At 51.8% G+C, this 26,410-nt stretch carries 17 protein-coding genes and 1 tRNA gene; 5 read left to right on the top strand and 13 right to left on the bottom strand.

The genetic code is table 11. The features are described from left to right. Positions 1–155: 155 nt before the first annotated feature. Positions 156–2,549, top strand: a complete 2,394-nt coding sequence (locus KIS77_03055; protein MCW5921295.1) for a Smr/MutS family protein — start codon at positions 156–158, stop codon at positions 2,547–2,549. Between the two features lie 9 nt (positions 2,550–2,558). Here KIS77_03055 and KIS77_03060 read toward each other — a convergent pair whose 3' ends face one another. The 8 genes from KIS77_03060 to KIS77_03095 form a co-directional block, all read right to left on the bottom strand. Continuing rightward, positions 2,559–3,800, bottom strand: coding sequence for a gliding motility-associated C-terminal domain-containing protein (locus KIS77_03060; protein ID MCW5921296.1), 1,242 nt, complete (start codon positions 3,798–3,800; stop codon positions 2,559–2,561). A 136-nt stretch (positions 3,801–3,936) separates the two neighbouring features. Next, positions 3,937–7,863, bottom strand: coding sequence for a tail fiber domain-containing protein (locus KIS77_03065; protein ID MCW5921297.1), 3,927 nt, complete (start codon positions 7,861–7,863; stop codon positions 3,937–3,939). Positions 7,864–7,990: 127 nt separating this feature from the next. Then, the gene (locus KIS77_03070; GenBank protein MCW5921298.1) at positions 7,991–8,497 is read right to left on the bottom strand and encodes a T9SS type A sorting domain-containing protein; all 507 of its coding nucleotides are present in this window, start codon (positions 8,495–8,497) and stop codon (positions 7,991–7,993) included. A 177-nt stretch (positions 8,498–8,674) separates the two neighbouring features. Further along, positions 8,675–8,896: a DUF2795 domain-containing protein gene (locus KIS77_03075; protein MCW5921299.1), complete on the bottom strand. Its 222-nt coding sequence runs from the start codon at positions 8,894–8,896 to the stop codon at positions 8,675–8,677. 80 nt (positions 8,897–8,976) lie between these two features. Continuing rightward, positions 8,977–10,041, bottom strand: coding sequence for a tRNA preQ1(34) S-adenosylmethionine ribosyltransferase-isomerase QueA (gene queA, locus KIS77_03080; GenBank protein MCW5921300.1), 1,065 nt, complete (start codon positions 10,039–10,041; stop codon positions 8,977–8,979). A 288-nt stretch (positions 10,042–10,329) separates the two neighbouring features. Further along, complete coding sequence (typA, locus tag KIS77_03085) at positions 10,330–12,138, bottom strand: translational GTPase TypA (protein ID MCW5921301.1); 1,809 nt, start codon at positions 12,136–12,138, stop codon at positions 10,330–10,332. A gap of 526 nt (positions 12,139–12,664) precedes the next feature. Then, entirely contained in the window at positions 12,665–13,090 is a 426-nt protein-coding gene (locus KIS77_03090) for a DUF1573 domain-containing protein (protein MCW5921302.1), read from the bottom strand. Positions 13,091–13,240: 150 nt separating this feature from the next. Continuing rightward, positions 13,241–13,324, bottom strand: a tRNA-Leu gene (locus KIS77_03095). Between the two features lie 292 nt (positions 13,325–13,616). On the opposite strand from KIS77_03095, the gene KIS77_03100 reads away from it, so the two are divergent. Continuing rightward, a complete protein-coding gene (locus KIS77_03100) occupies positions 13,617–14,387 on the top strand; it encodes a glycosyltransferase family 9 protein (protein MCW5921303.1) in 771 nt (256 codons plus the stop codon). A 689-nt stretch (positions 14,388–15,076) separates the two neighbouring features. Here KIS77_03100 and KIS77_03105 read toward each other — a convergent pair. Both KIS77_03105 and KIS77_03110 read right to left on the bottom strand, forming a co-directional pair. Then, on the bottom strand, positions 15,077–16,015 hold the full coding sequence (locus KIS77_03105) for a hypothetical protein (GenBank protein ID MCW5921304.1): 939 nt from the start codon (positions 16,013–16,015) through the stop codon (positions 15,077–15,079). Positions 16,016–16,187: 172 nt separating this feature from the next. After that, complete coding sequence (locus KIS77_03110) at positions 16,188–17,888, bottom strand: lamin tail domain-containing protein (GenBank protein MCW5921305.1); 1,701 nt, start codon at positions 17,886–17,888, stop codon at positions 16,188–16,190. A 295-nt stretch (positions 17,889–18,183) separates the two neighbouring features. Between KIS77_03110 and KIS77_03115 the strand changes: the two genes are divergently transcribed. Next, complete coding sequence (locus tag KIS77_03115) at positions 18,184–21,507, top strand: TonB-dependent receptor (protein ID MCW5921306.1); 3,324 nt, start codon at positions 18,184–18,186, stop codon at positions 21,505–21,507. Positions 21,508–21,665: 158 nt separating this feature from the next. Here KIS77_03115 and KIS77_03120 read toward each other — a convergent pair whose 3' ends face one another. The 3 genes from KIS77_03120 to gatC all read right to left on the bottom strand — a co-directional run bounded on the left by KIS77_03120 (position 21,666) and on the right by gatC (position 22,962). Continuing rightward, positions 21,666–22,388: an ABC transporter ATP-binding protein gene (locus tag KIS77_03120; protein ID MCW5921307.1), complete on the bottom strand. Its 723-nt coding sequence runs from the start codon at positions 22,386–22,388 to the stop codon at positions 21,666–21,668. Positions 22,389–22,474: 86 nt separating this feature from the next. Beyond that, on the bottom strand, positions 22,475–22,651 hold the full coding sequence (locus tag KIS77_03125) for a hypothetical protein (protein MCW5921308.1): 177 nt from the start codon (positions 22,649–22,651) through the stop codon (positions 22,475–22,477). Positions 22,652–22,665: 14 nt separating this feature from the next. Then, the gene (gatC, locus tag KIS77_03130) at positions 22,666–22,962 is read right to left on the bottom strand and encodes an Asp-tRNA(Asn)/Glu-tRNA(Gln) amidotransferase subunit GatC (protein ID MCW5921309.1); all 297 of its coding nucleotides are present in this window, start codon (positions 22,960–22,962) and stop codon (positions 22,666–22,668) included. A 180-nt stretch (positions 22,963–23,142) separates the two neighbouring features. On the opposite strand from gatC, the gene KIS77_03135 reads away from it, so the two are divergent. After that, positions 23,143–23,793, top strand: a complete 651-nt coding sequence (locus tag KIS77_03135; protein MCW5921310.1) for a deoxynucleoside kinase — start codon at positions 23,143–23,145, stop codon at positions 23,791–23,793. Positions 23,794–23,820: 27 nt separating this feature from the next. After that, the gene (locus KIS77_03140; GenBank protein MCW5921311.1) at positions 23,821–26,400 is read left to right on the top strand and encodes a phosphoenolpyruvate carboxylase; all 2,580 of its coding nucleotides are present in this window, start codon (positions 23,821–23,823) and stop codon (positions 26,398–26,400) included. The last annotated feature ends 10 nt before the right edge of the window (positions 26,401–26,410 follow it).

The raw sequence follows: 26,410 nt of genomic DNA on the forward strand, positions 1-26,410 counted from the left end.
ACGGATTTTAGACTAAAATATCTTGAACAGCCAATTTTAGCATCTGCTGGGTTTTCATCGGATGGCTCTGAGGAACTTCCATGTCAGGATTTTGTTTGAAGGGCGGTAATTTTGTGGCCGACCGTTCACCGTGTGCCGTAAACCGTGAATCTGATATGACTTTTGAACCGAAAGACGTTTTTCGTAAACTCGAGTTTGATAAAATCCTTGATTTGCTTGAAAGGGAGGCACTTACGCCCATGGCGGCGGAAGCGTTGCGACAGACTTTTCCAAAGACAAATTTTTCGGAAATAGACCTTGCCTTGCGCGAGACGCGCGAGTTCAAACTTGCCTTGGAAAAAAACGACCGATTCCCGTTGGAGTCGTTTCCCGATATCCGACCGGATTTGAAGATGCTCGAAATTGAAGGCTATACGTTGCAGGCAGAGTCGTTTCAGGGCATTTTGCGCATCTTGCAACTGATGCGCGACGTGTTCAAGTTTTTCTCCGCTGGGCCTAAAAAAGAGATTTATCCAAAACTTTACGACATCACCCGACCGCTTTCGTTCGATGAGGGCTTGATAAAATCTATCCATGCGGTATTCGACGAGAAGGGAGAGATTCGCCCCGATGCCTCGCCCGAGCTCATGCGTATTCGCCGCGAGATGCAGCAAAAAGTGAGGGAGTTGGATGCCCGTTTTCGTCAGATTATCCAAGAATGTCGTGCCAAAGGTTGGCTGTCCGACTCGCCCGAATCTTTCCGCAATGGTCGCCGCGTGCTCTCCGTGCCCAGCGAGCACAAGCGCAAAATCAGGGGCATCATCCACGACGAGTCCGACACGGGGCGCACGGCGTTCATCGAGCCGGAGGCCGTCATCGAAATCAACAACGACCTCTTCGACCTCGAGCACGACGAGCGCCGGGAGGTATTCCGCATCCTGCGTGACCTGAGCGAGACGATTCGCCCTTACAGCCCGATGATTCGGGGTTATCTGGAGACGCTGGTGCGGTTCGACGAAATACAGGCCAAAGCCAAGCTCGGCCTTTCCCTTCGCGCAGGGATGCCTGTTTTGAAAGAAAAACCAATCATCGCCATTCGGAAAGGCTATCACCCTTTGTTGTTTCTCAAAAACAAACCTTTGGGTAGAAAGACCGTGCCTTTCGATTTGCGATTGAACCCCGAAAATCACATTCTTATCCTTTCCGGTCCTAACGCGGGCGGCAAGTCGGTGGCCATGAAATCGGTCGGGCTGTTGCAACTCATGGTGCAGAGCGGCCTTCTTGTGCCAGTGCACGAATTGAGCGAGTTTGGCATTTTCAAGCAAATATTTGCCGATATCGGCGACCAGCAAAGCCTCGATGACGACCTTTCCACCTACTCCTCGCGCCTGCAAAACGCCCGTGTTTTTCTCGAAAAAGCAAATCCTCACACATTGGTGTTGATTGATGAAATGGGCAGCGGCACCGACCCCAAACCCGGCGGCGCTATCGCGGAAGCCATCTTGCGCCAATTGCACCGCAAGGGGGTATATGCTGTCATCACCACCCACTATTCCAATTTGAAAGTGTTTGCCTTTCGCAATCCCGGCATCCTGAACGGGAACATGCACTTCGACAAAGACACCCTTTCACCGACCTATGAGTTGAAGGTGGGACGCCCCGGCAGCTCCTACGCTTTTGAGATTGCCGAAAAAAGCGGCCTGCCGCGCGACATCATCGGATACGCTCGCAACCGTACTGGCTCCGAGACCGCAGTGGACGACATCTTGATTGAGCTGCAGCGCGAGAAGCAGGAATTGGAAGAAAAGCTGCAATCAGTCACTGAGAAAGAACAATCGCTCGAACGTCTCGTCAAGACTTACGACTCCATGCACCACGATTTGGAGGTGAAACGCAAGCAGCTTAAGCTGAATCAAAAAGAACACGAGCTGCGCGTCAGTGCCAATATCAACCGCGAGGTGGACAAGCTCATCAAGCAACTAAAAGAGGAAAAAAATCTCGAACGGGCTTTGGAGGTGTCGGCCAAGCTTCGGCAAGAGCGCAGCGACAAGGCTCGTCAGGTGGATGAGGTGAATGCAGAGGTGATTCGGCTGGAAGAAAAAGCGGTGCCTTCCGCATCGAGCAAGCCCTTGGCGGTGGGCGATTTTGTGCGATTGAGGGCTGGGGGAGCCATTGGTCGCGTTGAGGAAATAAAAGGACAAAAAGCGAGCCTCGCTATGGGAGGCATTCGTGTCACGGCTCACTTGCGTGACTTGCTTCCTGCTGCCGAGCCGATACAACAAACAGCCCACATCACAGCTACGGACTTGCAGCAGTCGGCAGCTTTCGATGCAAAAATTGACCTGCGAGGCATGAGCAAAGAGGAGGCTTTGCAGGTGCTGGAAAGATTCGTGGACAACGCACTGCTGGCCAACGCCAGCAACCTGCGTATCCTGCACGGCAAAGGCGACGGCGTGCTGCGCAAGGTGGTTCGACAAAAATTGCGCGAGTATGGCGGCAACATCTCCAACATTTACCATCCGCAACAAGAGGGGGGCGGCGAAGGCGTGACCATCGTGGAATTGGCTTGATGCGGCGCGTCAGCGAACCACGCTTATCGTGCCAGCCTTCTCAAACCGCGTTCCGTCCATGCGTTCCAACTCCATCCAATAGGTGTAGACCCCTACCTGCACGGTTTTCCCACGCCAAGTGCCGTCCCAGCCCTGCATTGGGTCATCAGGGATGAGGTCGTTTTTGTCGAACAAAATGCCACCCCATCGGTCGGCAATCAACATTCGGCGGACGATGGCCACGTCGTTGTCGGTGCTTATGAAAAAACGGTTGTTTGGAGAAGGCGCATCTGGGTTGAACACGTTGGGCGCATACACCCTGTCTTCATTGGCAACAAAAATTCGGATTTCATCGCTGGCCGTGCAGCCATTGGTGTCGGTAGCGATGAGGCGATAATAGGCAGTGCTGCTCAATTCAATGCAGGGCATGACGCAAAGCGAGTCTTGGCAGGGTGGGGCAGGTTGCCATTCAAGGCTTTGCGGCACAAGGCCAAACAGTGGCGTGATGCACACTGTGTCGCCCCGCGATACTTCCCTGTCCTCGCCCAAATAGACCCAGCCTTCGCGGAAGTCGAGGCTGAGGTACACCAACGAGTCGCAGCCGTTAGTGCCCGCACCCGGCAAAATTTCGAGACCAGCGCGATTCTCACGGTCGTACCGATGGCCATTGACGATTAAAAAATCATCGGCGCACAATGTGTCGGCGATAATGCTAAACGGGGGCACCAAGACATTCAGATTGATTCTTATGATACTGTCGCATCCTGCTGCGCCAGCGCCGCTTATCCTCTCCTCACCCGATGTGTTGAAAGCGTGATATGCTTTTCCATTGAAAAAAATCGTGTCGCCCTCACAGATGGTTGCTTCGTAGTCAAGTTCATTTGGGTAAAAACTCAGGTTCACCCGGATGATGCTGTCGCAGCCATTGGCCGCTCCGTCGTCCACGATTTCCTCCCCGAGAAAAAATTTGGAATGGTAAGCCCTTCCGTTCACCCACACGGTGTCGCCACCGCAAAGGCTTTGGGTTAATATGGTGATGGGGGGTTGGAAAAAAACCAAATTGACAAAAATGACGCTATCGTTGCCGCCGCTCGCCGCTCCGGGCAAAAAAACGGTGCCGCTCGGGTTGGACGCATCGAAAATTTGGTTGCCAATCAGCAAGGTCTGGTTGGAGCAAAAAGTGTCTCGATAATCGAAATAGGAGGTGTCTGCGATGGCGACCTGCGCTGCGACTGCCCCGTAGGGGGTCGCGGCGGCGATAAAGGTTGCCATTAGCCAAGTGATTGCGCTTCGAGGCATGGTAGTTTTCTCCGTTTAGTTTGAAAGAAGGAAGCCACAGAATCCCCCTTCGACTCTGTGGCTTCTGCTTAGCCGTTTTTCGAAACAAGGTGATTTTCGCCAAAAGGCATTATTTTCTTGTTTGCTCCAATTGCTGCAATCGCGCCTCAAATTTCTCCATTTGTTTGCGAAGCGCCTCGTTTTCGGATTTCAATGAGTCAATTTGTTGTTGCTGTTCCTGAATGGCTTTGATAGCGAGGATGCCAAAACCAGCGTAGTTGAGCGAAAGGTAGTTGGTCTGGCCGTCGCGGCCTTGACTTTCACCAACGAGCTCTGGGAACAAGGATTCCACCTCTTGGGCAATAAATCCGAGCGAGCGTTTTTTCATGTCTTGCTCAGCCGTGTAGTAGTATGAGACTGGCTGGAGCTGCATGATTTTGTTCAAAATGCCCATTGGAATGGCAGCAATTTCTTTTTTCAAACGTCTGTCGGAGGGCAAATAAAGCCCCGTCAAGGCGTTGAAAGTGCCAGCGGGCACACCAGCGCCGATTTGGTCGTTGTAGAGTACCAAGTTGCCGAGCGCGTTCACCTCAAAATCCCAGCGTCGGCCCAATTGATTTTCGAGCGACAAGGCAGCGTCTTTATCGCGCTGGAAAACTTTGACGGAAGATGGGCCGTTGTTGATGCCGTTCAGCCCGACGTTGCCCGTGCCGTTGGCTGCAAAAGCAGGGTTGAGGCCTAGGCTTGTGCCAGTGCCTCCATCAATGGTGAACAAAGATGTGGCTCCACCGCGTCCGGCCAAAGTCCAGCCTCCAGCTCCGCTGTTTTTCAGCAAAACGCGCGAGAAATCGGCGCTTGCCTGCTCTACGGTAAGTTGAGGTGTGGAAACCGAGCTTTTGATGCGCGCGTCGCCGTCCACGTCCAAGCGGAAGGCGGGCGATGCGACATTGATGCCTACATTGCCCTCTTTGGTCAACAATGCCGCGCCGCCTGCCGAGGTGAATACGCCTCCGGGGCCTACGCCGTTGTTTTGGCCAATGATGGCTGCCGAGCTGTTGCTGTTTTGGGCATATACACCTTCGCCATTGTCATTGTTGACTACTTGCAATTTGCCGGTCGTGCTGGTCATAGTGCCAATCAGCACGTTTTCAGTATTGGTATTGTAGATGTTGTTATTGTTCAATTTCCAGTTGGGGTCGCCTGTGCCGCCGCCAATTGTGCTGAGGTCCACTGTACTGCCAGAGCCAGATATTTCGAGTATGTTGCCGTTGAGGCTGAGGGTTTGCAGCTCGTTGGTCGGGTCGTCGTCGTCGTCCCCTGTGTTGTTGATGACGAAATTTGGAGCGTTGCCGGTGATGCTGATGCCTACGCCAGCGGTATAGTTGTCGCCATCGGGCAGCGTGACGGAGCCTCCGCCGTTGGAAAGGGTCAGTTGATTGCCCAAGATGCTCAATGTTTGCAGCTCGTTGGCGGGGTCGTTGTCGGTATCGCCCGTGTTGTTGATGGTGAAGTTGGGGGCGTTGCCCGTGATACTGATGCCTGTGCCAGCATTGTAATTGTTGCCGGCAGGTAGGGTGACGGTGCCGCCGCCGTTGGAGAGCGACAGGTTGTTGCCGTTGAGGCTGAGTGTTTGTAGTTCATTGGTTGGGTCCAAATCACCCGTGTTGTTGATGACAAAATTGGGCGATAAGCCGCTGATGCTGATGCCTGTGCCAGCGTTGTAAATATCGCCTGTGCCTCCCACCGCGTCGTTGCCGGGAAGCCAGTTGGTGCCATCGAATTTTAGCACTTGCCCGGCCACTGCTCCTTGTGGGGCTATTTCAAGCGGATTGCTGGCGGTGCCATCGCCGACAAGGCTTGTGCCAGTTTCCACGGTTTGAGTGCCCCAATTGTCGCCAGTGAATGTGGCGGGTACCCATGCGGAGCCGCTCCAGTGCAGCACTTGGCCAGCGGTGGCTCCTTGCTGAGAGAGGTTGAGCGGGCTGCCTGCGGTGCCATTGCCTGTGAGTGCGGGTGCGACCGCCACGGTTTGAGCGCCCCAGTCGTCGCCAGCATCGGCTGCCGGAGTCCAAGCAGAGCCGCTCCATTTTAGTACTTGGCCATTGGTGGCGCCTTGTTGGGCCAGATTCAATGGGCTGCCTGCGGTGCCGTTGCCAGTGAGTGCGGTTGCGACGACGGCGGTCTGTGCGCCCCAATTGTCGCCAGTTTCATTGCCTGGAAACCATGTGGAACCATTCCATTTCAGTATTTGGCCGCTTGTCGCGCCTTGCTGCGCAATCTTTAGCGGGGAAATGAGTGTGCCATCGCCAGTGAGTGTGGCATCGGTTTGCGCGACCTGCGTGCCCCAGTTGTCGCCGCCCGAGTTATCATTGGCAGGCGCCCATGTCGTTCCGTTCCATTTGAGTACTTGACCCACACCTGCGCTCATGTTGTTGAGTTTGTTTCCGGTGATGGAACCGTTGATGATATTGGTGGTGCCAACGGAGTTGTTGGCCAGTTCCAAGTTGGTGACGACGGCGGGTTTCAGTTGGAGGTTGGAGAATGGGCCAGAGAGGTCGCCGCCAGCCTGCGAGTTGGTGGTAATGTCGTCGAAGGGGTCGAGGTCGCCGTTGTTGATGACGGTGTAGGAATTGCCCGCCGCAACGATTGAGATGCCCGGCCCCGGCAGCACGGTGGTGTTGCCGACTGCATCGGCTGATGGAATCCATGCCGTGCCATTCCATTTGAGCACTTGGCCATTAGAGGCTCCCATATCGTTTAGTTTTGCGCTGGTGACGGCTCCATTGGCTATTTTGTTGCTCGTCACCGCGTTTGCTTTGATTTGCAAATTGGTGAAATTGCCGGTGATTTCGCCGTCAGCGATGCTTACGATGGTTATGTCGTCATTGGGGTTGGTGTCGCCCGTGTTTGTGATGGTGAAGTTTGGCGAGTTGCCAGTCACGGAGATGCCTGTTCCAGCGGTTATGCCGACCGTGGTGATACCAGCATCTGCTGCGGGAGCCCAAGTGGTGCCGTTCCATTTGAGGACTTGTCCGTTCGTGGCGCTCATGTTGTTGAGTTTTGCGCCCGTCACGGCTCCATTGGCTATTTCGTTGGTGCCCACTGCGTTTGCCTTGATTTGCAAATTGCTGAAAGGCCCGCTAACGTCGCCGTCTGCGATGCTGGAATTGGTTATGTCGTCGGTCGGGTCCACGTCGCCAGTATTGGTGATGACAAAGTTGGAGCCATTTTGCTGCACATTGATGCCAGCTGCTCCGGTGATGCCCACTGTGCCGGGCTGAACGACTGTCTTGAACACATCGGTCACGCGGCCTTGGGCATCTACCGTGATAACGGGGATTTCGGTGGCGCTACCGTAAATGCCGGGTGCGACCCCTGTATTGTTCAGACTAATGGTGCCAGAAGTTGTGATAGGCCCTCCTGTGAGTCCCGCTCCTGTGTTGATTTGAGTCACGGTGCCGCCGCCAGAGCCGGAGCCAACAATGTCGTCTTGAGGTATCCATTTTGTTCCGTCCCATTTCAACACTTGCCCCGTCGTGGCACCTTGTTGTGCGATGGAGAGCGGGTTGGCGGCAGTGCCATTGCCGCTCAGGGCAGGTCCAGTCACTACTGTTTGCGAGCCCCAGTTGTCGCCCCCGCCCCCACCAGTGGCTGTGCTTTGGGCATAGAGTGCATAAGGCACGCTCATGAGTTCGGAGGAGCCTAATTCGTCGAAGACGTTGGGAGAGGTCTCCAACGCCACAGTGAGGAATTTGGCGCCCCCCCCCCAGTTAATGGTGGAAAAGCTGCCTTGGAGCGGTGTGCCACCTTGCCCAATGACCAAATTGACAAGGCCAAACTCATTGGTCGAGATGGTCTGTTTTTCGGAGTAGGCTACTGGCCCATTGGGAGCGCCGCTGCGAATGGAAAAAAGTAGCACTACTGTCTGATTGGTGAGCGGTGCGCCGTTCACGTTTCTTACAATGCTTTGATAATTAAAACCTTGTGGGGTAAATTGTGCTGCAAGTGGAAGTGCGAGGCACAATGCCAATAGGAAAAAGAACAAACGACTTCTCATGGGAAAATCAGTTTAGGAAAAAAAAGAATCGTCAGTGTGAAGCAGGATTGTCTTCTGGTCAGAGGGAACGACAACCGAAGAAAGGGACAGGAAATGGGATTGACAAGGCAAAAGCTGCTTTGAGGAATCAAAGCCTTATGAATCGCACGGATGTCATTCCGAGGGTGGAAGGGTCCTGAAGATGCAAGATGTAGATGCCCGGCTGCCAAGCCGTGCAATCAAGTCGAGAGCCGTCGGGTTGGGTCAAGGGTTGGTTGGCCATCATGACCTGTCCGAGTAGGTTGACGACAGTGGCACGAAGCGCGGAGTCTTTTGTGTCTGAAAAACGTATGGTCAGCACATCTGTGGTCGGGTTGGGAAACACCTCGATATTCCAATCTGCCATGTCGGGGTTGTTGACGGAGACGGAGGTGGAAAGTTCCGGTTGGTGGAATCCCTGCGTTAGTTTGCGACTGTTGCCCGAAAGGGTGGTGATGAAAGGCTCTCCGACGGTGTAGCTGAAAGTAAGGCCGTTTTGAGTGCCTGTTTTGCCAGAGGCGCTGATGACTTGGATGGATGACTCGTAATCTTGTGCGTGGGATGCGCTGTATGAGGCAAGGCACAGGAATAGCGCGAGCTGTAGGTATCGGTTCATGGCAATGTGGATTGAAAAATTTGTTTCACAAAGGAACATATCTTTTCACACCATTGCGAAAAAAAATCGGGAGTGTCGTCTGTTTGTCAGTTTTGGAAAAGTCAAGGAGCTACCTCCGAAAGTCGGGGATAGCTCCTTTGAGAGATGCGTAAACAAAGCCAAAAATCGGTGACTTCGTCAATACTCATCCTCGTTGAAAAAGAAGTCGTCGTGGCGTGGGTAGTCGGGCCAGATGTCTTCAATGCCTTCATACATCTCGCCGTCGTCTTCCAATTCATCCAAGTTATCAATCACTTCGCTCGGTGCGCCAGAGCGAATGGCGTAGTCAATGAGTTCGTCTTTGGTAGCCGGCCAAGGAGCTTCTTCGAGATACGAGGCCAGTTCAAGTGTCCAATACATAGGTAATGTTGTTTTTTAAAAGTTCAGAGGCTTCTAAGAACAGACTTGCCGGGCGGCGGTTGCTTGTCGAGGTGATTTTTTTAAAGAATCAACATGGCATCGCCATAGCTGTAAAAGCGATATTCTTCTTTCACGGCCTGATTGTAAGCTTCCATGATGAGTTCGAAGCCGCCGAAGGCACAAATCATGATGAGCAGGCTTGACTTGGGCAAGTGAAAGTTGGTTATCATGCTGTTAGCGATGCTGAACTCGTAGGGCGGGTAGATGAATTTGTTGGTCCAACCTTCTACAGGCTTGAGCAGTTTTTCGGCAGAGACGGCGGTCTCAATGGAACGCATGACCGTGGTGCCTACCGCGCAAACTTTTTTTTCGGCAAGAATTCCTTTGTTGACGGTCTCTACGGCTTTCTGTGGGATATGGAAGTATTCGGCCTCCATTTTGTGTTTGGAGAGGTCTTCGACATCTATGGTGCGGAAAGTGCCGAGGCCGATGTGCAGCGTTAGCTCTGCGAAATTCACCCCTTTAAGTTCGAGGCGTTTCATCAGTTCGCGGCTAAAGTGCAGGCCTGCGGTTGGGGCCGCCACAGCGCCCATTTCTTTGGCAAAAATGGTTTGATAGCGTTCGCGGTCAATGGCTTCCGGCTCGCGCTCGATGTATTTGGGGAGAGGGGTGTTGCCGAGCTTGGAGAGTTCCCGCTGGAAATCATCCTCGCTTCCATCGAAAAGAAAACGTATCGTGCGGCCGCGGGATGTGGTGTTGTCCACCACCTCGGCCACGAGGGCATCGTTGCCGTTTTCGTCTTCAAAATAGAGCTTGTTGCCCACGCGAATCTTGCGGGCGGGGTCCACCAACACGTCCCAAAGGCGGGCGTCGTGGTTGAGTTCCCGAAGCAAAAAAACCTCGATTTTGGCTCCGGTTTTTTCTTTTTGGCCAAAAAGCCGGGCCGGGAAGACCTTGGTGTTGTTGAATATCATTACATCCCCATCGCCGAAGTAATTGAGGAGGTCTTTGAAAATTTTGTGCTCAATTTTGCCCGTGTTGCGATTGACCACCATAAGGCGGCTTTGGTCGCGCTCTTCGATGGGGTATTGAGCAATGAGTTCCTTGGGAAGGTTGAAATTGAACTGAGAAAGTTTGGTGCGCATCGTGAAATGTGGGAACAGGTTTATTGGCTGTTGGTTACTGATTGTTTAGACGCGAGTGCGTGCAAACGGTTCGCCAATGTTTTCCAGAAAAGACGGAGAGCAGGCTTTTTACGTTGCGTTTGCACCCATTTTCAGTAGTTTTTCCAAAAAATGGCTGCAAAAGTAAATTTTTTTGGCAAACGAAATTTTTTTAAAAAGGTTTGATTTGACAATTGGTTGGCTGGAGGCGGGGTGATTCGTGTTTTGTCGTGCTACAATTAACCTACCTTCAGCCAACCTGTCGCCAAATCATGCCATAGCCATAGCCTTTTCGGCCTTCTTCCGGTCGTTTTCGTTCAGGTGTACCTTGCGCAGGCGTATGCTCTTGGGTGTCACCTCCACGTATTCGTCTTCTTGAATGTATTCGAGCGCCTCTTCGAGCGTGAATCGGCGTGGAGGCGGCAGGGAAGCTTTGTCGTCGGCTCCCGAAGCTCGCATATTGGTCAATTTTTTTGTTTTGGTCACGTTCACCACAAGGTCGTTGGGGCGATTGTTTTCACCAATGACCTGCCCTTCGTACACTTCTTCTCCGGGTTCAACAAAGAATATGCCTCTATCTTGTAGGTTATCAAGCGAGTATGCAATGGCTGTGCCAGTCTCCATGACGATGAGGGAGCCGTTCTGACGGCCCGCGATTTCGCCTTTCCACGGCTCGTAGCCCTCAAAACGGTGGGTCATAATGGCTTCTCCTTGTGTGGCGGTGAGGATGTTGGAACGCAGCCCTATGATGCCGCGCGAGGGGATGTCGAATCGCAACAGAAAACGGTCGCCTTTAGGCTCCATGCTTTTCATCACGCCTTTGCGCCGGGTGACAAACTCGATGCATTTCCCGCTGGTTTCTTCGGGCACATCAATGGTGAGCTCTTCCACTGGTTCGCATTTCACGCCATTGATTTCCTTGATGATGACTTGGGGCTGCCCAATCTGCAATTCGTAGCCTTCTCTGCGCATGGTTTCTATAAGAATAGAAAGGTGCAACACACCACGCCCGAACACCATGAATGAGTCGGCGCTGCCAGTTTCCTCCATGCGCATGGCGAGATTTTTCTCTAGTTCTTTTTCTAGGCGCTCACGAACGTGACGGCTTGTGACAAATTTGCCCTCTTTGCCGAAAAACGGGGAGTCATTGATGGTGAACAACATGCTCATAGTTGGCTCGTCAATCGAAATCGGATCGAGTGCCTCTGGATTTTCATAGTCGGCGATGGTGTCGCCAATTTCAAACCCGTCCACGCCCACCACGGCACATATATCGCCTGCCTCCACCGTGGACACCTCTTTTTTGGCAAGCCCATCAAACACAAACAGTTGCTTTATGCGATGCTTTTGAATGGCGCCATCTTTCTTTACCAACGAAACGGGTTGGTTGGCCGACAATTTGCCGCGTGAGAGACGCCCCACAGCGATACGCCCGATGTAGTTGGAAAAATCGAGCGAGGTGACGAGCATTTGTGTTGTGCCATCAGACACTTTCGGCTCCGGGATGTATTTTATGATGTCGTCGAGCAAAACCGTGATGTCTTCGGTTTGCTTTTTCCAGTCGTGGCTCATCCAGCCTTGTTTTGCAGAGCCGAACACAACTGGAAAATCCAGTTGGTCTTCCGTGGCATCCAATGCAAACATGAGGTCGAAGACTTGCTCGTGCGCCCAGTCAGGATTACAGTTGGGCTTGTCCACTTTGTTGATGACCACCACAGGTTTTTTGCCCATTTGCAGTGCTTTTTGAAGCACAAAACGGGTTTGGGGCATTGGCCCTTCAAATGCGTCAACCAGTAGCAAGACACCATCAGCCATGTTGAGCACTCGCTCTACCTCGCCGCCAAAATCGGCGTGTCCCGGGGTGTCTATGACGTTGATTTTTATGCCCTTGTAGTTGATGGCGACATTTTTGGCAAAAATGGTGATGCCTCGTTCACGCTCTTGGTCGTTGTTGTCCAAAATGAGTTCGCCAGTCACTTCATGGTCTTTAAAAACCTTGGCGGCGTGAATCATTTTGTCCACGAGCGTAGTCTTGCCGTGGTCAACGTGGGCGATAATGGCGATGTTGCGAATGTTCATGATAGTGAGATGTACCCCTTGTTCAAAAGAGGCGCAAAGGTAAGTTTTTCCAAAACGGGAAAAAAGCGGATGCTGAACCGAAATTTGTTAACAATAGATGAAGTTTTTGCAATCATTTGGAAACGGGGGTGAAAGTTTGTGAAAAACAAAATTATATTTCCCAAAATAAACGATACTTTTGCACCTCTTGCGTGCCTAACACCGCCCGGCAGGCTGGTCTTTGCAATACCCTGTGCATGAAGGGAAGAACCAATTGAGAGCGCAGGTATCGAGATACTCACAGCTGCCGGGCTTTTTCTTTGATTCTGCTTCTCCATATGCCTGCCTGCCGCAGCTGTGTTTCCCGAAAAAAAGAGCCATCTCGACTCGCAAGCCGACGAGATGGCTCTATGTCTCTATAACTTCGTGCCGGTAGGTTTTGGGCACGGCTAAAAGCGCGATCTGCCCAAAATCAAGGAGGGCAATCATGGTCATCTGAAAAATCCTAGCGAATCAAGGTACAACGTGGGGCTTTCTCTTTGCGCTTTCAATTCCCTCCAGAAGAGCTCTTGGGGATTTTACTCGACCTAATATAGCCGTTCAAGTATAGAATGCTGCGGGCATTTGGACGCGAGTTATCGTATATCACGATTCCGGGCAGGGCAAACCCTGCTTTCCCACCACTATCGAATTCTACGCGAATCGTAGCCGATTGGCCGGGCATGAGCGGGTTCTTAGGGTATCGCAGCACAGTGCAGTCGCAGCTGGTTTTCACCTCCCGTATCACATAGGGGTGCTCTCCCGTGTTGGTCACTTTGAAAGAGTCCAACAGGATGTAACCTTCATGTATGTCGTCGAAAAATAGGGTGTCTGGCTCCCATCTGACGGTGGTTTTTTCGATGGATTGGGCTGTTATTTGACTAAAAGAGAGCCAAAAGAATAGTCCAAGGCTGATTTGAACCAAAGCTTTCATGGTCGCTAATGAATTTTTTGACAGGCAAATGTAGCATGGCTTGGGAGGCCATTTTTAGGATTTGAGTCGCTTTAACAACATTTTGGAACCATGCCGGGACAGTGCGGCGACCGAATGGGCAAAAAAAGGCGACCCTTTTGGGCCGCCTTGTGCGGGAAGCGGGAGTCGAACCCGCACACCATTACTGGCGTACGCCCCTGAAACGTATGCGTCTACCAGTTCCGCCATTCCCGCAGGAGCGGCGGCAAAGGTACTATCGTTTTCTTTTCGCGCAAGTCCTTTTTCTTTGCGGCCTCAATTTTTTGCAATGAAGTTTCTCATTATTCAAACCGCCTTCATCGGGGATGTGGTGTTGGCTACGCCGTTGGTGGAAAAATTGCGACGTTTTTTTCCCGATGCAGAGATTGATTTTTTGTTGCGCAAGGGCAATGAACGACTTTTGACTGGGCACCCACATCTTAGAAGGGTGTTGATTTGGGACAAAAAAAGGGGTAAGTACAAAGACGCTTGCCGATTGGTTCGATTCATGCGCCGAGAGCAATATGATTGGGTTGTCAATTGCCAACGATTTGCTGTTTCTGGGCTGATGACTATCTTGTCGGGGGCTAAAAACACAGCGGGTTTTGATAAAAACCCATTTTCTTTTTTGTTCTCTAGGCGATTGAAGCATCAATTTGGCACTGCACAAAAGCCAGTTCATGAGGTGCAGCGTAATCTTGATTTGATTGAGCACCTGACAGATAACTCGTTTGAAAGGCCTCGATTATATCCATCGGAGGTGGATTGCCAGAAGACAAAACAACTTTGCCCTGAGCGAAGATATGTCTGCATCGCCCCGACTTCTGTTTGGTTCACCAAGCAGTTCCCCGCACACAAATGGGTGGAGTTGATTAAGAAAATCCCTGACGGGGATGTTGTATTCCTATTGGGGGGCAAGGAGGATGTGGAGCCATGCGAGCAAATTCTTCAAATGTCTGAACATTCAGGGGTGGTTAATCTGGCCGGCAAACTCACTTTTCTCGAATCTGCGGCATTGATGCAAGGGGCTTCCATGAACTATGCCAATGATTCGGCACCTATACATATTGCTTCAGCGGTGAATGCGCCTATTGTTGAGGTATTCTGTTCCACAGTACCGAGATTTGGTTTCACGCCCTTGTCCGACGAGAGTTTCGTAATTGAGACAACGGAAAATCTCGACTGCCGCCCATGCGGCTTGCATGGCCGAAGCGGCTGCCCATTGGGGCATTTTCGCTGTGCGGAAAGCATTGGCATAGGGCGCTTCCCTGTCAAGTAAACGGTCTGTTTTCTGGGTAAGCGGCGGTTTTTCGCAAGGGAACGGCGGTTTTTGCAAAAAAAATTAGGGAAAAATCATTTTTCCAGACTTTGCATTCCACGCTAAGAAATATCAATTTATTTTCATCCAACAATGCGATTTCGTTGACAGGTTTTCAAAGAATGCAGGTTCATTTTATCACATTGAAAATGAAAAATCGGCGATTTTTCGCTCGTTTCCCCTAGGGCATGTATCTCTGAATGGATTTTTTCGTTCATATTTGCATCACGATTTGTTGCTCACCTGACGACAAATATGACCCGACCGAAAAATACTTACTCGCGCACAACAAGTTTTTCCCGGTATCTTGAAAAGAAAGTTGTTCGATGTTCATTTCAATCGAACAGTAGATTTGAAAACAAAAAGATTTGCTCCATATAAACTTGCTAAAAACCATTTGAGCAACTACTACGAGAAAACATAACCAGACCCCAATAAATCTCTTTGACAAGTAGGAGGCATTCATCTCAACAATGTGTGCCCGAAAAAAATAAAGCTCGCAAGAGCAAAGACAACCGAAGGCGGGGGCCCTCCGGTCCTTTCAAATGAGAAAGGGCGGAGGGCTGTTTTTTTTAAGCCATTCATGAAAAAAGGGCATACCCTACGCGGTATGCCCTTTTTTATGTTGTAAGGAGATTGGCGTGTTGTGACTATCGTACTGACGACAAACTGGTTTTGGATTCGAGATTTTTTTCCTGTTCCATGCGGCTTTTTTTGACTCGCCAAACGGCCTGAAACTGTGGTTTGCGTCCCTCGTTTGCTACCATCCAACAGTCGTCTTCCCATTGGGTGACGGATTCGTATTGTCGGGCTATCAGGAACTTGGGCAAGCGTTTGCGTTTTTGCTGACCATGCAAAAAATCACTTCCTTCAAAATCGCTAAAGAAGAAAACATTGGCCTTGGTATAGGGGAGAAGGCCCCATTTTTTGCCGATGATATAACCTGTTAGCGCCAATGTTTTGCCGTCGCGGCTCAGGGCGGCTCCCGTGACGACGCGGTTTTTTATGCAAATGCTGTCTCGCAGTTCCGCGACATAGTTGCCGGGCGTGGCAGGCAATACATAGTGTTTGGTGTAAAAATTTCCCTTGAAGTTGTTCTTGGAAAAAAGATGTAGGCTGTCGCGGAAGAAGACCATTGCCTCACAGTTGAAGTTCCAGTTTTTCTCATCGGTCGGCGCGAATTCCGTCTGGTCAGGATATTTGAACTGTATGCTATCGAGCGCGTGCGTGCTTGGGTTGTATCGAAAAATGCAGAGGTCTCGACGGGCATTGCGATTGTTGCCAAAGTCGCCGATATAAAGATTGCCTTGGTCGTCGGCGGCGAGGTCTTCCCAATCGCGATTGGGGATGGGCAGTCGGCGGGTCTCAATCAATTTTTTTGTAAAGGGGTCGAAGCGAAAGAGTTCGGGTGGGTTTTTACTGTCGTTGAGCATCCAGAGGTCGCCTGTGGGGGTGCGCACCATGCCTGATACTTCTTTGAGGGCTTCGGGTAAGGCGGTGCGGCGGGCAATCTTGCTTTGTTGAGAGATGAGCGAAGCGGGTAGTGTGAACGCGACCAACAAGAGCAGAAAATGTACGCTTGATTTCATAGCGGTGATGTTAGTGTGGATATTGCTTTGGAAACGCGCCATGTTAGCAACTGTCAAGCCAAAAAAACGCGAAGCGAGGGCGGTTTTTATCAAATGTCACAGGTCTGACATGAAAAAGCCCAAGGCGTATTGTGGGTGCCTCGGGCTTTTCCGATGAATCGTGTTTTTCAACCTATTGTTTCACAAAGCGAGTCGTCCAAACGGAATTGTCTTTTTCAAACTGAATCATGTAAACGCCATTGGGGAGGTGGCTTACTTGAATTTCTTGCCTCATCGAAGGATTTTCTACATTGAGCGCCATACTTCCTGTTGCTGAAAATATGCGTACGCGCTCGAATGGGATGTCTGTCATGACCAAAAGTCTGTTGCCTACTGGGTTGGGCATGAGTTGGACGTTGCGGCTAAAGTCTGCTTCTTTGGTGGCCACCAAGGTGCTGACATCATTGTTGTAGCGGGGCGCTATTTGATAGCCAGAGGTGTATGGAGCGGTTGGGTCAAACTGACCGCCGATGCCTGTGAGGTCGAAAGGTTGGGGCGGGGCTGGCTGGTTGAACAATTCAACGTCATTGTCAATGCGCACGGTGATGGTATCGAGTGGGTTGTCGTCAGATACTGCCTGTGCGCTAAAACCTGTTCCTTGACCTGTAGCCCATTGGACTGCGTCCACCAGACGCAGGTTGAGAATTTTGATAAGCCGCGATTCGGTGTCTTCTGTGTGCACAGTAACCACAAGAGGCGGCGAAAGTGTGTTGTTGGAGGAAAGGAGCGTGATTTGTTGGGGGATTATCTCCGTCAAACCATTGAATTGCTCTATGAATCCTCTTACTCGGATTTGGTCGCCCTCTTTGACGGTGTAGCCCAATGTGCTCGCAGCACTGAATACATTGATGCCTGCGGAGTTGGTGCCGTCAATTATGGTGAATTGAGAGCCGGTGACGCTGGCTCTTGTGTTGACACCATATACGATTCCTGTAAGTTCGCAGAACACGCCCGCGGAGTCGGCCACGCCGTTGGCATTCTCGGTTGTGACTTGTTCGATGGTGTAGTTCGGGTAGCAGGGTATTTTGAGCGACACTAAGGCTGAGTCGCAGGCGCTACCGTCGCACACTCGGTAGCGAAAGACATCATTTCCGCAAAAATCAAGGTTGGGTGTGTATGCGATGGAGTTGTTGGGATTGACGGTGGCGGTACCCGACGAAGGGGCTTGCGTGATGCTGACGGTGATGTTGGCTGGGTTGGGAATGGCATCATTGGCCAAGACATTCAGGTTGGTGGTCTGGTACTGGAGTGCCGTGAAGTTGTCGGGGTTGACCTTCAACACGGTCGCACAGTTGGAAGGGGCGCCCGGGTTTGCAAAAATTTGGTTTCCGTTGATGATGACTCCGGTTGGTGTGGTAGCCGCCTGCCAATTGGTAGCGATGCTATTGTCGGAGTTGGGGTCGCAAAGCACGATGGAAGGGCCGTTGCCAGCTGCGCCAGTGGGCCAAGGTGCCGAGCTTGAGTAAGTCACTTCGTCCACCACATTGGCATTTGCGTCGAGGAGGCGAATGGTCTCTCCGTTGTTGTTGAGGCCACCGCCTTCCCATTGAAGGGCCGACACGCCAAGTTGATTTTGCAATGCAGCAGCGTTTACGGCCGTAACGATGTACTGGTTGGGTGCCAGAGTAATGGCTGGGAATGTAAAGTTGACCCCAAAAAGCGACCAGTTTTCCATGTTGACTGGATTGTTGCTGTTGTTGTACAGTTCAATAAACTCCAGCGAATCGGTGCCGCTTTCAGGCGGGTTGTACATTATTTCGGTGATGACGATTTGGGCTTGGGATGCCATTAGGAAGGAGACGGAGCAAACAAAAGTCAGGATTGCTTTTTTCATGTTTAAGTTGTTTTGAAAAAAAATTTGCCCCAAAGGTAGGCAGATGACGGGAGTGTTGGCGGGCGAAGAGCGGCGATTCTCGTTTGGCTGTTGTAGCGGCTTAGTCCATCAAAATTTTTCCAACTCGTCATCCCCTCTGATTTTGTTTTAGAAAAACGGCTCTTGGGTGTTGTTCAAATGCGCTTCAAGCGTGTTTGCACTTGCTGAAAATGGAGAAAACTTAGCTGGAAGTTAACATGGCGTGTGTACTTTCGCCGTCGAATTTTTACTCTTTTTCACTAAATCCGTTACTTGTATGAATCATTTTACCTTCCGTAACCTGACGGCGTTTTCGGGTAAGGCGGTGATGCTATTGGCATTGCTTCTTTGCGGTCTGACGTCTTTTGCTCAGGTGACCACCTCGACCATTGTCGGTCTTGTGACCGATGGCAATGGCGAAGGGCTTATCGGCGCTACTGTGGTGGCGACGCACGTTCCTTCTGGCACTCGATATGGTACTGCCACCAACGCATTGGGTCGCTACACGCTTCCTGCTGTGCGGGTGGGTGGGCCGTTCACTGTCACTGTATCCTACACGGGCTTTGAGCCAGTCAGCCGTGAGGGTGTGTTCACCACGCTTGGCACTGCCGTGAGCGTTGACTTGGTCATGCGCGAGTCGAGTGCTGAATTGGGAGAAGTGACTATTACGGGCAGCCGTTCCGATGTATTCAGTTTCGACCGCACGGGGGCTGGCACCAACATCAAAAAGGGTGTTCTTGAGTCATTGCCTACCATCAGCCGTAGCATTCAGGATTTTACTCGCTTGACTCCTCAAAGCAACGGCAACAACTTGGCTGGTCGCAACAATCTTTACAACAACATCTCTATTGACGGTTCGCTGTTCAACAACAGCTTCGGCTTGGCTGGCACTGTCGGCGGACAGACGAACTCTCAGCCTATCAGCCTCGATGCGGTGGCTGAAATTCAAGTCAGCCTTGCCCCCTACGATGTGCGTGAGGCGGGTTTCACGGGCGGCGGCATCAACGCTGTGACGCGCTCGGGCGACAACGAGTTCAGAGGCTCGGTGTTTGGCTTTCTGCGTTCGGATGCCATGATTGGCTCGAAAGTGGACACGACTACGGTGAAAAATCTTGATTTGGACCAGAAGCAGTTCGGCTTCCGACTAGGCGGCCCGATTGTCAAAGACAAGATTTTCTTCTTTGTCAACGCTGAATTGGACCGTCGTACTGACCCCGGCTCCACATTCTTCGCCAATCGCGGCACTCCGGGCGACAACATCTCTGCCGTGTCAGCTGACTCGCTCGACCAGCTTAGCGACTTCTTGCGCCGCAATTTCAATTATGAGACTGGCCCTTATGAGGGATACAATTTCAAAACGGAGAGCGACAAGATACTGGCTAAGCTCGACTTCAACCTGAGTGAGCAACACAAGTTGGGCCTCCGTTACAATCGTCTGAGGTCGCTCCGCGAAATTCCGATTAGTAATAGCGGTGCGGTTGGTGGTCGTCAGCCCAACTCCGACCGTTTGCCTTTCAAAAACGCCAGCTATATTCAGAACAACAACCTCAACTCCTACAGCTTGGAGTTGAACAGCATTTTTGGTTCGAAGTTTTCCAACACTTTCATCGCAGGTTGGAACAGTTTCCGCGACTTCCGCGAAAGCGGTGGCGGTGTGTTCCCATTGGTGGATATTCTGAGCGGCTCCCCAGGCGGCACCACGCGCACCACTTTTGGCTATGAGCCGTTTACACCGAATAACCAACTCGACCAAGATGTGTATCAATTGACCAACAACTTCTCGATGTACTTGGGCAAACACACGGTCACGGTGGGCGGCAACTTCGAGTATTTCAAGTTCTCCAACGGTTTCACGCCGCGCTTTTACGGCGATTTCCGCTTTGCTTCTTTTGCTGATTTTTACAATAGCCTGCCGGCTGGCACCGCCACTCCTATTGGGGAAAGCACTGGCGCTGGCCGTCCTGTTCGCTACGAGCTGACCTATTCGGCAGTGGAAGGCGTGGCAGTGCCATTGGCCGAATTGGAAGTGGGGCAGATTGGTGCCTATTTGCAGGACGAGTTCCAAATAACCCGGCGTTTCAAGCTCACGGCTGGTCTTCGCGTGGATGTGCCTTATTATCCTAAAGATTTGGCACGCAATCCGCGTCTGGATACTTTGGTTTTTGCTGAAGGCAGAACAATTGACGTATCCAAGTTTGCGAAAGCTACTCCACTGTGGTCGCCTCGTCTTGGCTTCAACTACAACGTGCTGGGCAACGACGTGCTGCAAATTCGCGGTGGTACAGGCGTTTTCACGGGTCGTATTCCGTTCGTGTGGCTCTCGAACCAAGCCAGCAACAACGGCTTGCTCTTTGGCTCGCGTTTGGCAACGGGCAATGCCAACAACCCCTTTGTTGACTTCCCATTCAGCCCTGATGTGACCGCCTATATCCCGCAGCAGGCATCTGTGCCCGCTACCGTGCTCATCAACTCGACTGACCCGAACTTCAAATTCCCACAAGTGTGGCGCTCCAACTTGGCGGTTGACTGGAACGTGTTGAAAAGCGGCTATATCCTGACTGTGGAAGGTATGTATACCAAAGACGTGAACGCGATTTATCACCGCGACCTGAACTTCAGGCCTAAAAAAGGCCAGTTGGACTCACCCGGCGACAAGCGCGATATTTTCAACGGTAGCGCCGCAGCCAACCGCATCAATTCCAACATCACCAACGCCATCGAACTGACGAACACAAACCAGGGCTATTCCTACTTCACTACTGTGCAGTTGCAGAAGGAATTCGGTCGCGGATTCTTCGCATCCGCTGCATACACATACGGCGAGTCAAAGGATTTGACTTCCAATCTTAGCGCCATCGCAGCGACATCTTGGACTACGAACCAGATTCCGAACAGCCCGAACGAGCCTGTGTTGAGCTGGTCAAACTATGACCTTCGTCATCGTGTCTTGGCCTCCGCATCCTATCGTTTTGAATTGTTCAACCACATCGGTGTCACTTTGGCTGCCTTCTGGAACGCTCAGCGCGGCGGCTCGCTCTTCTCTGATGCAGCGGCCATCAGCCCCCCCAACACTCGTTATTCGTTCACCTACGGCGGCGACCTCAATGGCGATGGGATACAGGGCAACGACTTGATTTACATCCCGCGCGACAGAAACGACATCAACTTGGTGAGCCTCACCACAGGCGGTGTCACTTTCACGCCTGACGAGCAATGGACTGCCCTCAATGCCTTTATTGAGCAGGACGAATACCTGTCGGCCAATCGCGGTCGAGTAATGGAACGCAACGGCGGCGTGTTCCCGTGGTTCAACAAACTGGACATCCGTGGCGCTGTTGACCTGTTCACCAACGTGGGCGGCAAACAAAACAAATTGCAGTTCACTTGCGACATCCTGAACTTTGGCAATATGCTCAACCCTGAGTGGGGCGTGTTGAAAACCCTCCGCACGGCTAACCCAATTCAGTTCGCAGGCTACGAGACGGGCACCGATAAGCCTCGTTTCACGTTCAACCCGAACATCCGGCAGTCCTTCGTGACGGACACGGGTCTCACCTCTCGCTGGCAAATGCAGTTGGGCCTCCGCTACATCTTCAACTAAGCTCTTGTAGCGCCCTTACGCACAGATTGACACAATGCAAAACAGGCCATCCCGAATCATGGGATGGCCTGTGTTTTTTTATTGAACCAACGGCAAAGATGTTGGGTAGAGGGAAATTGAGCAGCGAAAGTGTTGTTATGCCTCGCGCCGAACCGTTTTTACCCCGCAGAAACGGAAGGCATATCGGCCATGCTCACAATCTGTTCGTTAAGCTGGTCGCTTTCAATCAATCCGTCGCGAAGGCGCACGATGCGGTGGGCGTGCATGGCGATGTCTTGTTCGTGTGTGACGAGAATTATCGTATTGCCTGCTTTGTGAATCTGCTCGAACAGCCCCATGATTTCGTAAGAGGTCTTGGTGTCGAGGTTGCCCGTCGGCTCGTCGGCCAAAATGATAGCCGGGTCGTTCACCAACGCGCGAGCGACCGCCACGCGCTGCCGCTGCCCCCCCGACAATTCGTTGGGCTTGTGCATCACGCGGTCGCCAAGGCCGACTGCTTCGAGGGTCTTTCGGGCCTTCTCGAGGCGCTCTTCTTTTCCAAAGCCTGCATACACAAGCGGAAGCGCCACATTTTCCAAGGCAGAGAGCCGGGGCAGAAGGTTGAAGGTTTGAAAAACGAAGCCGATTTGTTTGTTTCGCACTTCGGCCAATTCGCCGTCGTCCATGGTGCTGACCTCAATGCCGTTGAGCCAATACTCGCCTCCCGTGGGAGAGTCGAGGCAACCCACCAAGTTCATCAGCGTGGACTTGCCGCTGCCGGAAGGCCCCATGAGCGCGACGTATTCGTTCTTCTCGATTTCGAGGGTCACGGATTTGAGCGCCTCCACTTTTTCGGCACCCATGATGTAGGTTTTGTTGAGGTCTTTTATTGAAATAAGCATTTGCGTAATTGTTTGATAGCTTTTTTGAACGATGATAGGGCACGGAGAGCGTGGGCCGTAGGCAAATTCCTGTCTGCTTGGGCGGCCTATTTTTTCTTTCTAAAAATCAAGCCTGCCACCACGGCGCAAGCGCCTACTATCATGCCCGTGAGTTCCGTGACCAATTGGGGAAACAAAAATTTGACAATGATAGCCACTGCTACCGCGACTGCGAGTAGAATGGCCAACCAGAAAAAAAGCCCTTTACCTGTTGAAGATGCCATAACGCAAAAGAGTTTTAGTCGTGTGAATCAATCATTTTTGGCACCCTGAAGTAAGCCCCATCGTGCTTAGGCGCATTTTGCAAACATTCGCTTTGGGGCAGTTGATGAGCGATTTCGTCCTCTCTGAGCCGGGTTGTTTCGGCGTTCAGATAAATCAACGGCTCCACCGTATCGGTATCCAACGCGCGCAAAGTGTCCACCATGTCGAGGATGCGCTGGAGGTCGCCCGTCAGCTTTCGGCGCTCGGTGGCATCCAGTCGCAAGCGGGCCAGTTTTTCGAGCCTCGAAATAAGCGCATCGTCAATATGCATGGAAAAAGGATAGAAGTTTGTTGCTTGTTGTTCGTTGAAAGGGGGGCATGGCTCGTTGAAAGGAAATTGCGCTGTGCGCTGGTTTTTGATTTTTGAAAGAAAATGTTGGTAAAAAACGGGCAATGTTGGACAAACAACGAAACCCGTCATCTTACCTTCGCTGCGCACAAAAGTACAAAGATGAATTCAGGTTTGCCCTCTGACAAAACACTTATCAAACACGTCGCGCTAGCTGGTAACATTGGCGCTGGCAAAACAACGCTCTGCGAAATCCTAGCTCGTCATTTTGGATGGGATGTACACTACGAAGACACAGAGAACAACCCCTACCTCTCCGATTTTTATCTGGACATGAAACGCTGGTCGTTCAATCTTCAGGTGTTCTTCCTCTCCAGCCGCTACCAACAAATGCTGCGCATCCAGCAAGGCAACCGAACGGTGGTGCAAGACCGCACGATTTATGAGGATGCCTACATTTTTGCGCCCAATCTCGCCGACATGGGGCTGATGGAGCGCCGCGATTTTGAAAATTATACCACACTGTTTCAATCCATCATCTCGCAAATCAAAGCGCCCGACCTGCTTATCTACCTCAAGGCCAGCATTCCCACACTGGTGGAGCATATTCAAAGCCGGGGCCGCGACTACGAAGGCAGCATCAGCATCGAATACCTCAAACGCCTCAACGAACGCTACGACAACTGGATTGGCAACTACCACGAAGGCCGCTTGTTGGTCATCAATGTGGACCAATTTGACTTTTCCAACAATCAAGCCCACGCGGCCAACGTATTGGAAATGGTGCAAGCCGAGCTGCACGGCCTGTTCTGAATTTCCTGACGCACAAACTTTGAGGTTATGAACGTTGACACTCCCTCCGGGCTGCTTTTTCACACTTACAACAGCCTATTCTTGAGCCTACCCTTCAAAGGCATCCAACAAACGGGCACACACCTCGCGCTCTTTGCGGCACACTGCAAAGAAAAGTTTGAAGCAGGGGAAAGCCCCGTCGTCATCGTGGAGTCGTTTTGGGAAAGTTTCCCCAAAGAGGCGTCGGCTGAAAATGGGTTGATGGCGCTCCTGCTTTCCTTTGTGCAATACGCCGAACGCCAAGTCGTGCTGTTCGACTCCGTGGAGGATGCGCTGTTTGCTCAAACACACGACATGGGAGGCGTGGGGTCGTTGAAGCATCTGTTCACGCGCTTGGATTCGGTGCACTCAAAACAAAAACTGCTCGACAAAATTCGCAGCTACAGCCTTCGATTCGTTTTGACCGCTCACCCCACACAGTTTTATCCCGGCAAGGTGCTGGGCATCATCAATGACTTGGGCAAAGAGATACAAAGCCAGGATTTGGAACGTATCCGCCTGATGCTCATTCAGCTGGGGAAAACCTCTTTTCTCAATCGCGAAAAACCCACCCCCTACGATGAGGCCATCAGCCTCGGCTGGTACCTCGAAAATGTGCTTTACAGCACCCTGCCCGATGTCTTGTTCAGGCTCTTGAAAGGGCTGGGGCAGGATGTGCTCACGTTCGAAAACCCGCAACTGCTGGCACTTGGCTTCTGGCCGGGCGGCGACCGCGATGGCAACCCCTACGTCACTGCCGACATTACCGACTTGGTGGCTCAACGCCTGCGAGAGGGCACGCTCCGCTGCTACTACCGCGACATCCGGCAGCTTCGCCGACGATTGACTTTCCGCAGCGTGGAGGATTTCATCACCACCGCAGAAAGAAAAATCTATAACACGCTTTACAAACCCAATTCAGAGGAGGGGGCATTTTATCCCAATTGCGATGCGCTTTTGAGCGAGCTGGCTCAAGCTAGCGCGGCGCTGGAGAATGACCCCGATAGCGACAAGCTCGGCGATTTCAAAGACCGCCTCGACCGTTTCACGCTCAAAGTGAGAGTGTTCGGCTTTCATTTTGCCAGTCTCGATATTCGGCAAGATAGCCGCAAACACGGCGAAGTGTGGCATACGATTATGAAAACCAAAAACACGCGAGATGCCGACGAATATCAAAGCGGTGATGAGCCAACGAAGATTAACCGACTGCTGACGGCTCAATATCATCTCGACGAAAACGATTTTGCAGATTCGTTTGTGAAGGAAACAATCCGCTCGTTCCGCGTCATAGGAACCATACAGGCAAGAAATGGCGAGCTAGGCTGCCATCGTTACATCATCAGCAACTGTCAAAGTGCCCTGAACGTGATTGAGGTGCTTGCTCTGGCCAAACTCATCCTTCGCCCACACGTCCACGACCCTGTTCCCCTCGATGTCGTCCCGCTTTTCGAGACGATAGACGACCTGAAAGTTTGTGACGAAATCATGCGCACGCTTTACAGCAACCAGCACTACGCCAGCCATTTGGCGGCGCGGGGCAACATCCAACATATCATGCTCGGCTTCTCGGACGGCACCAAAGATGGGGGATACCTTCGAGCCAATTGGAGTATCTATCGCGCCAAGAAATCGCTCACACAGGTAAGCCGGGAGTTTGGCATCACCGCCATATTTTTTGATGGACGCGGGGGGCCACCGGGACGCGGCGGAGGCAACAACGCCAGCTACTATGCCGCGCAAGGCACCGATATTGAGAACCAAGCCATCCATGTGACGATACAGGGCCAAACGGTCAGCAGCACTTATGGTACGCGGGCATCGGCAGCCTACAACATCGAGCGACTACTGACGGCTGGGTTGGAAAATCATCTCTTCCCCAATGCGGAGCGAGTCCTTGACGAAGACGCTCGCCAGCTGCTCGACGAACTTGCCGACGAAGCTTACAAGGCTTATCTAAAACTGAAAAAACACCCGGAGTTTGTCGCCTATTTGGAAAATATGACCCCGCTGAAATGGTACGGCGATACCAACATTGCCAGTCGCCCCACCAAGCGAAAGGAAGAAGGGCATTTGAAGTTGGAGGATTTGCGAGCCATTCCGTTTGTGGGCGCTTGGGCGCAAATGAAGCAAAACGTGCCGGGCTACCACGGGGTGGGGGCTGCTATTCGGCAGCTTATGGAATCGAAAAAAGACGAGGTGCATCAGCTCTATCAACGCTCCCTCTTTTTCCGAACGCTGTTGGAGAACTCGATGCAGGCACTGTTGAAATCAAACTTCAACGTGACCCGGCATTTGCAAGACCACCCGCGATTTGGCGAGTTTTGGAAAATGCTGCAAGCTGAATATGTGCTGACCTGCGAAGTGCTTCAAGCACTTTCCGGCCAGAAACATTTGCTTGCCAACAACCCCCAATCGCGCAACAGCGTGCTGGCCCGCGAGGAAATTGTGTTGCCGCTCATCGCCATTCAACAGTTCGCATTACAAAAATTGCAGGATGACGCGCTGGGAATGGAAGAGGCCGAGACTTACAGAAAATTAGTGCTGCGCGCCATGTTTGGCATTATCAATGCGGCCCGCAATGCGGCGTAGGGGTTGAAAG

It is taken from the genome of Saprospiraceae bacterium (assembly GCA_026129545.1).
Lineage (GTDB): Bacteria > Bacteroidota > Bacteroidia > Chitinophagales > Saprospiraceae > M3007.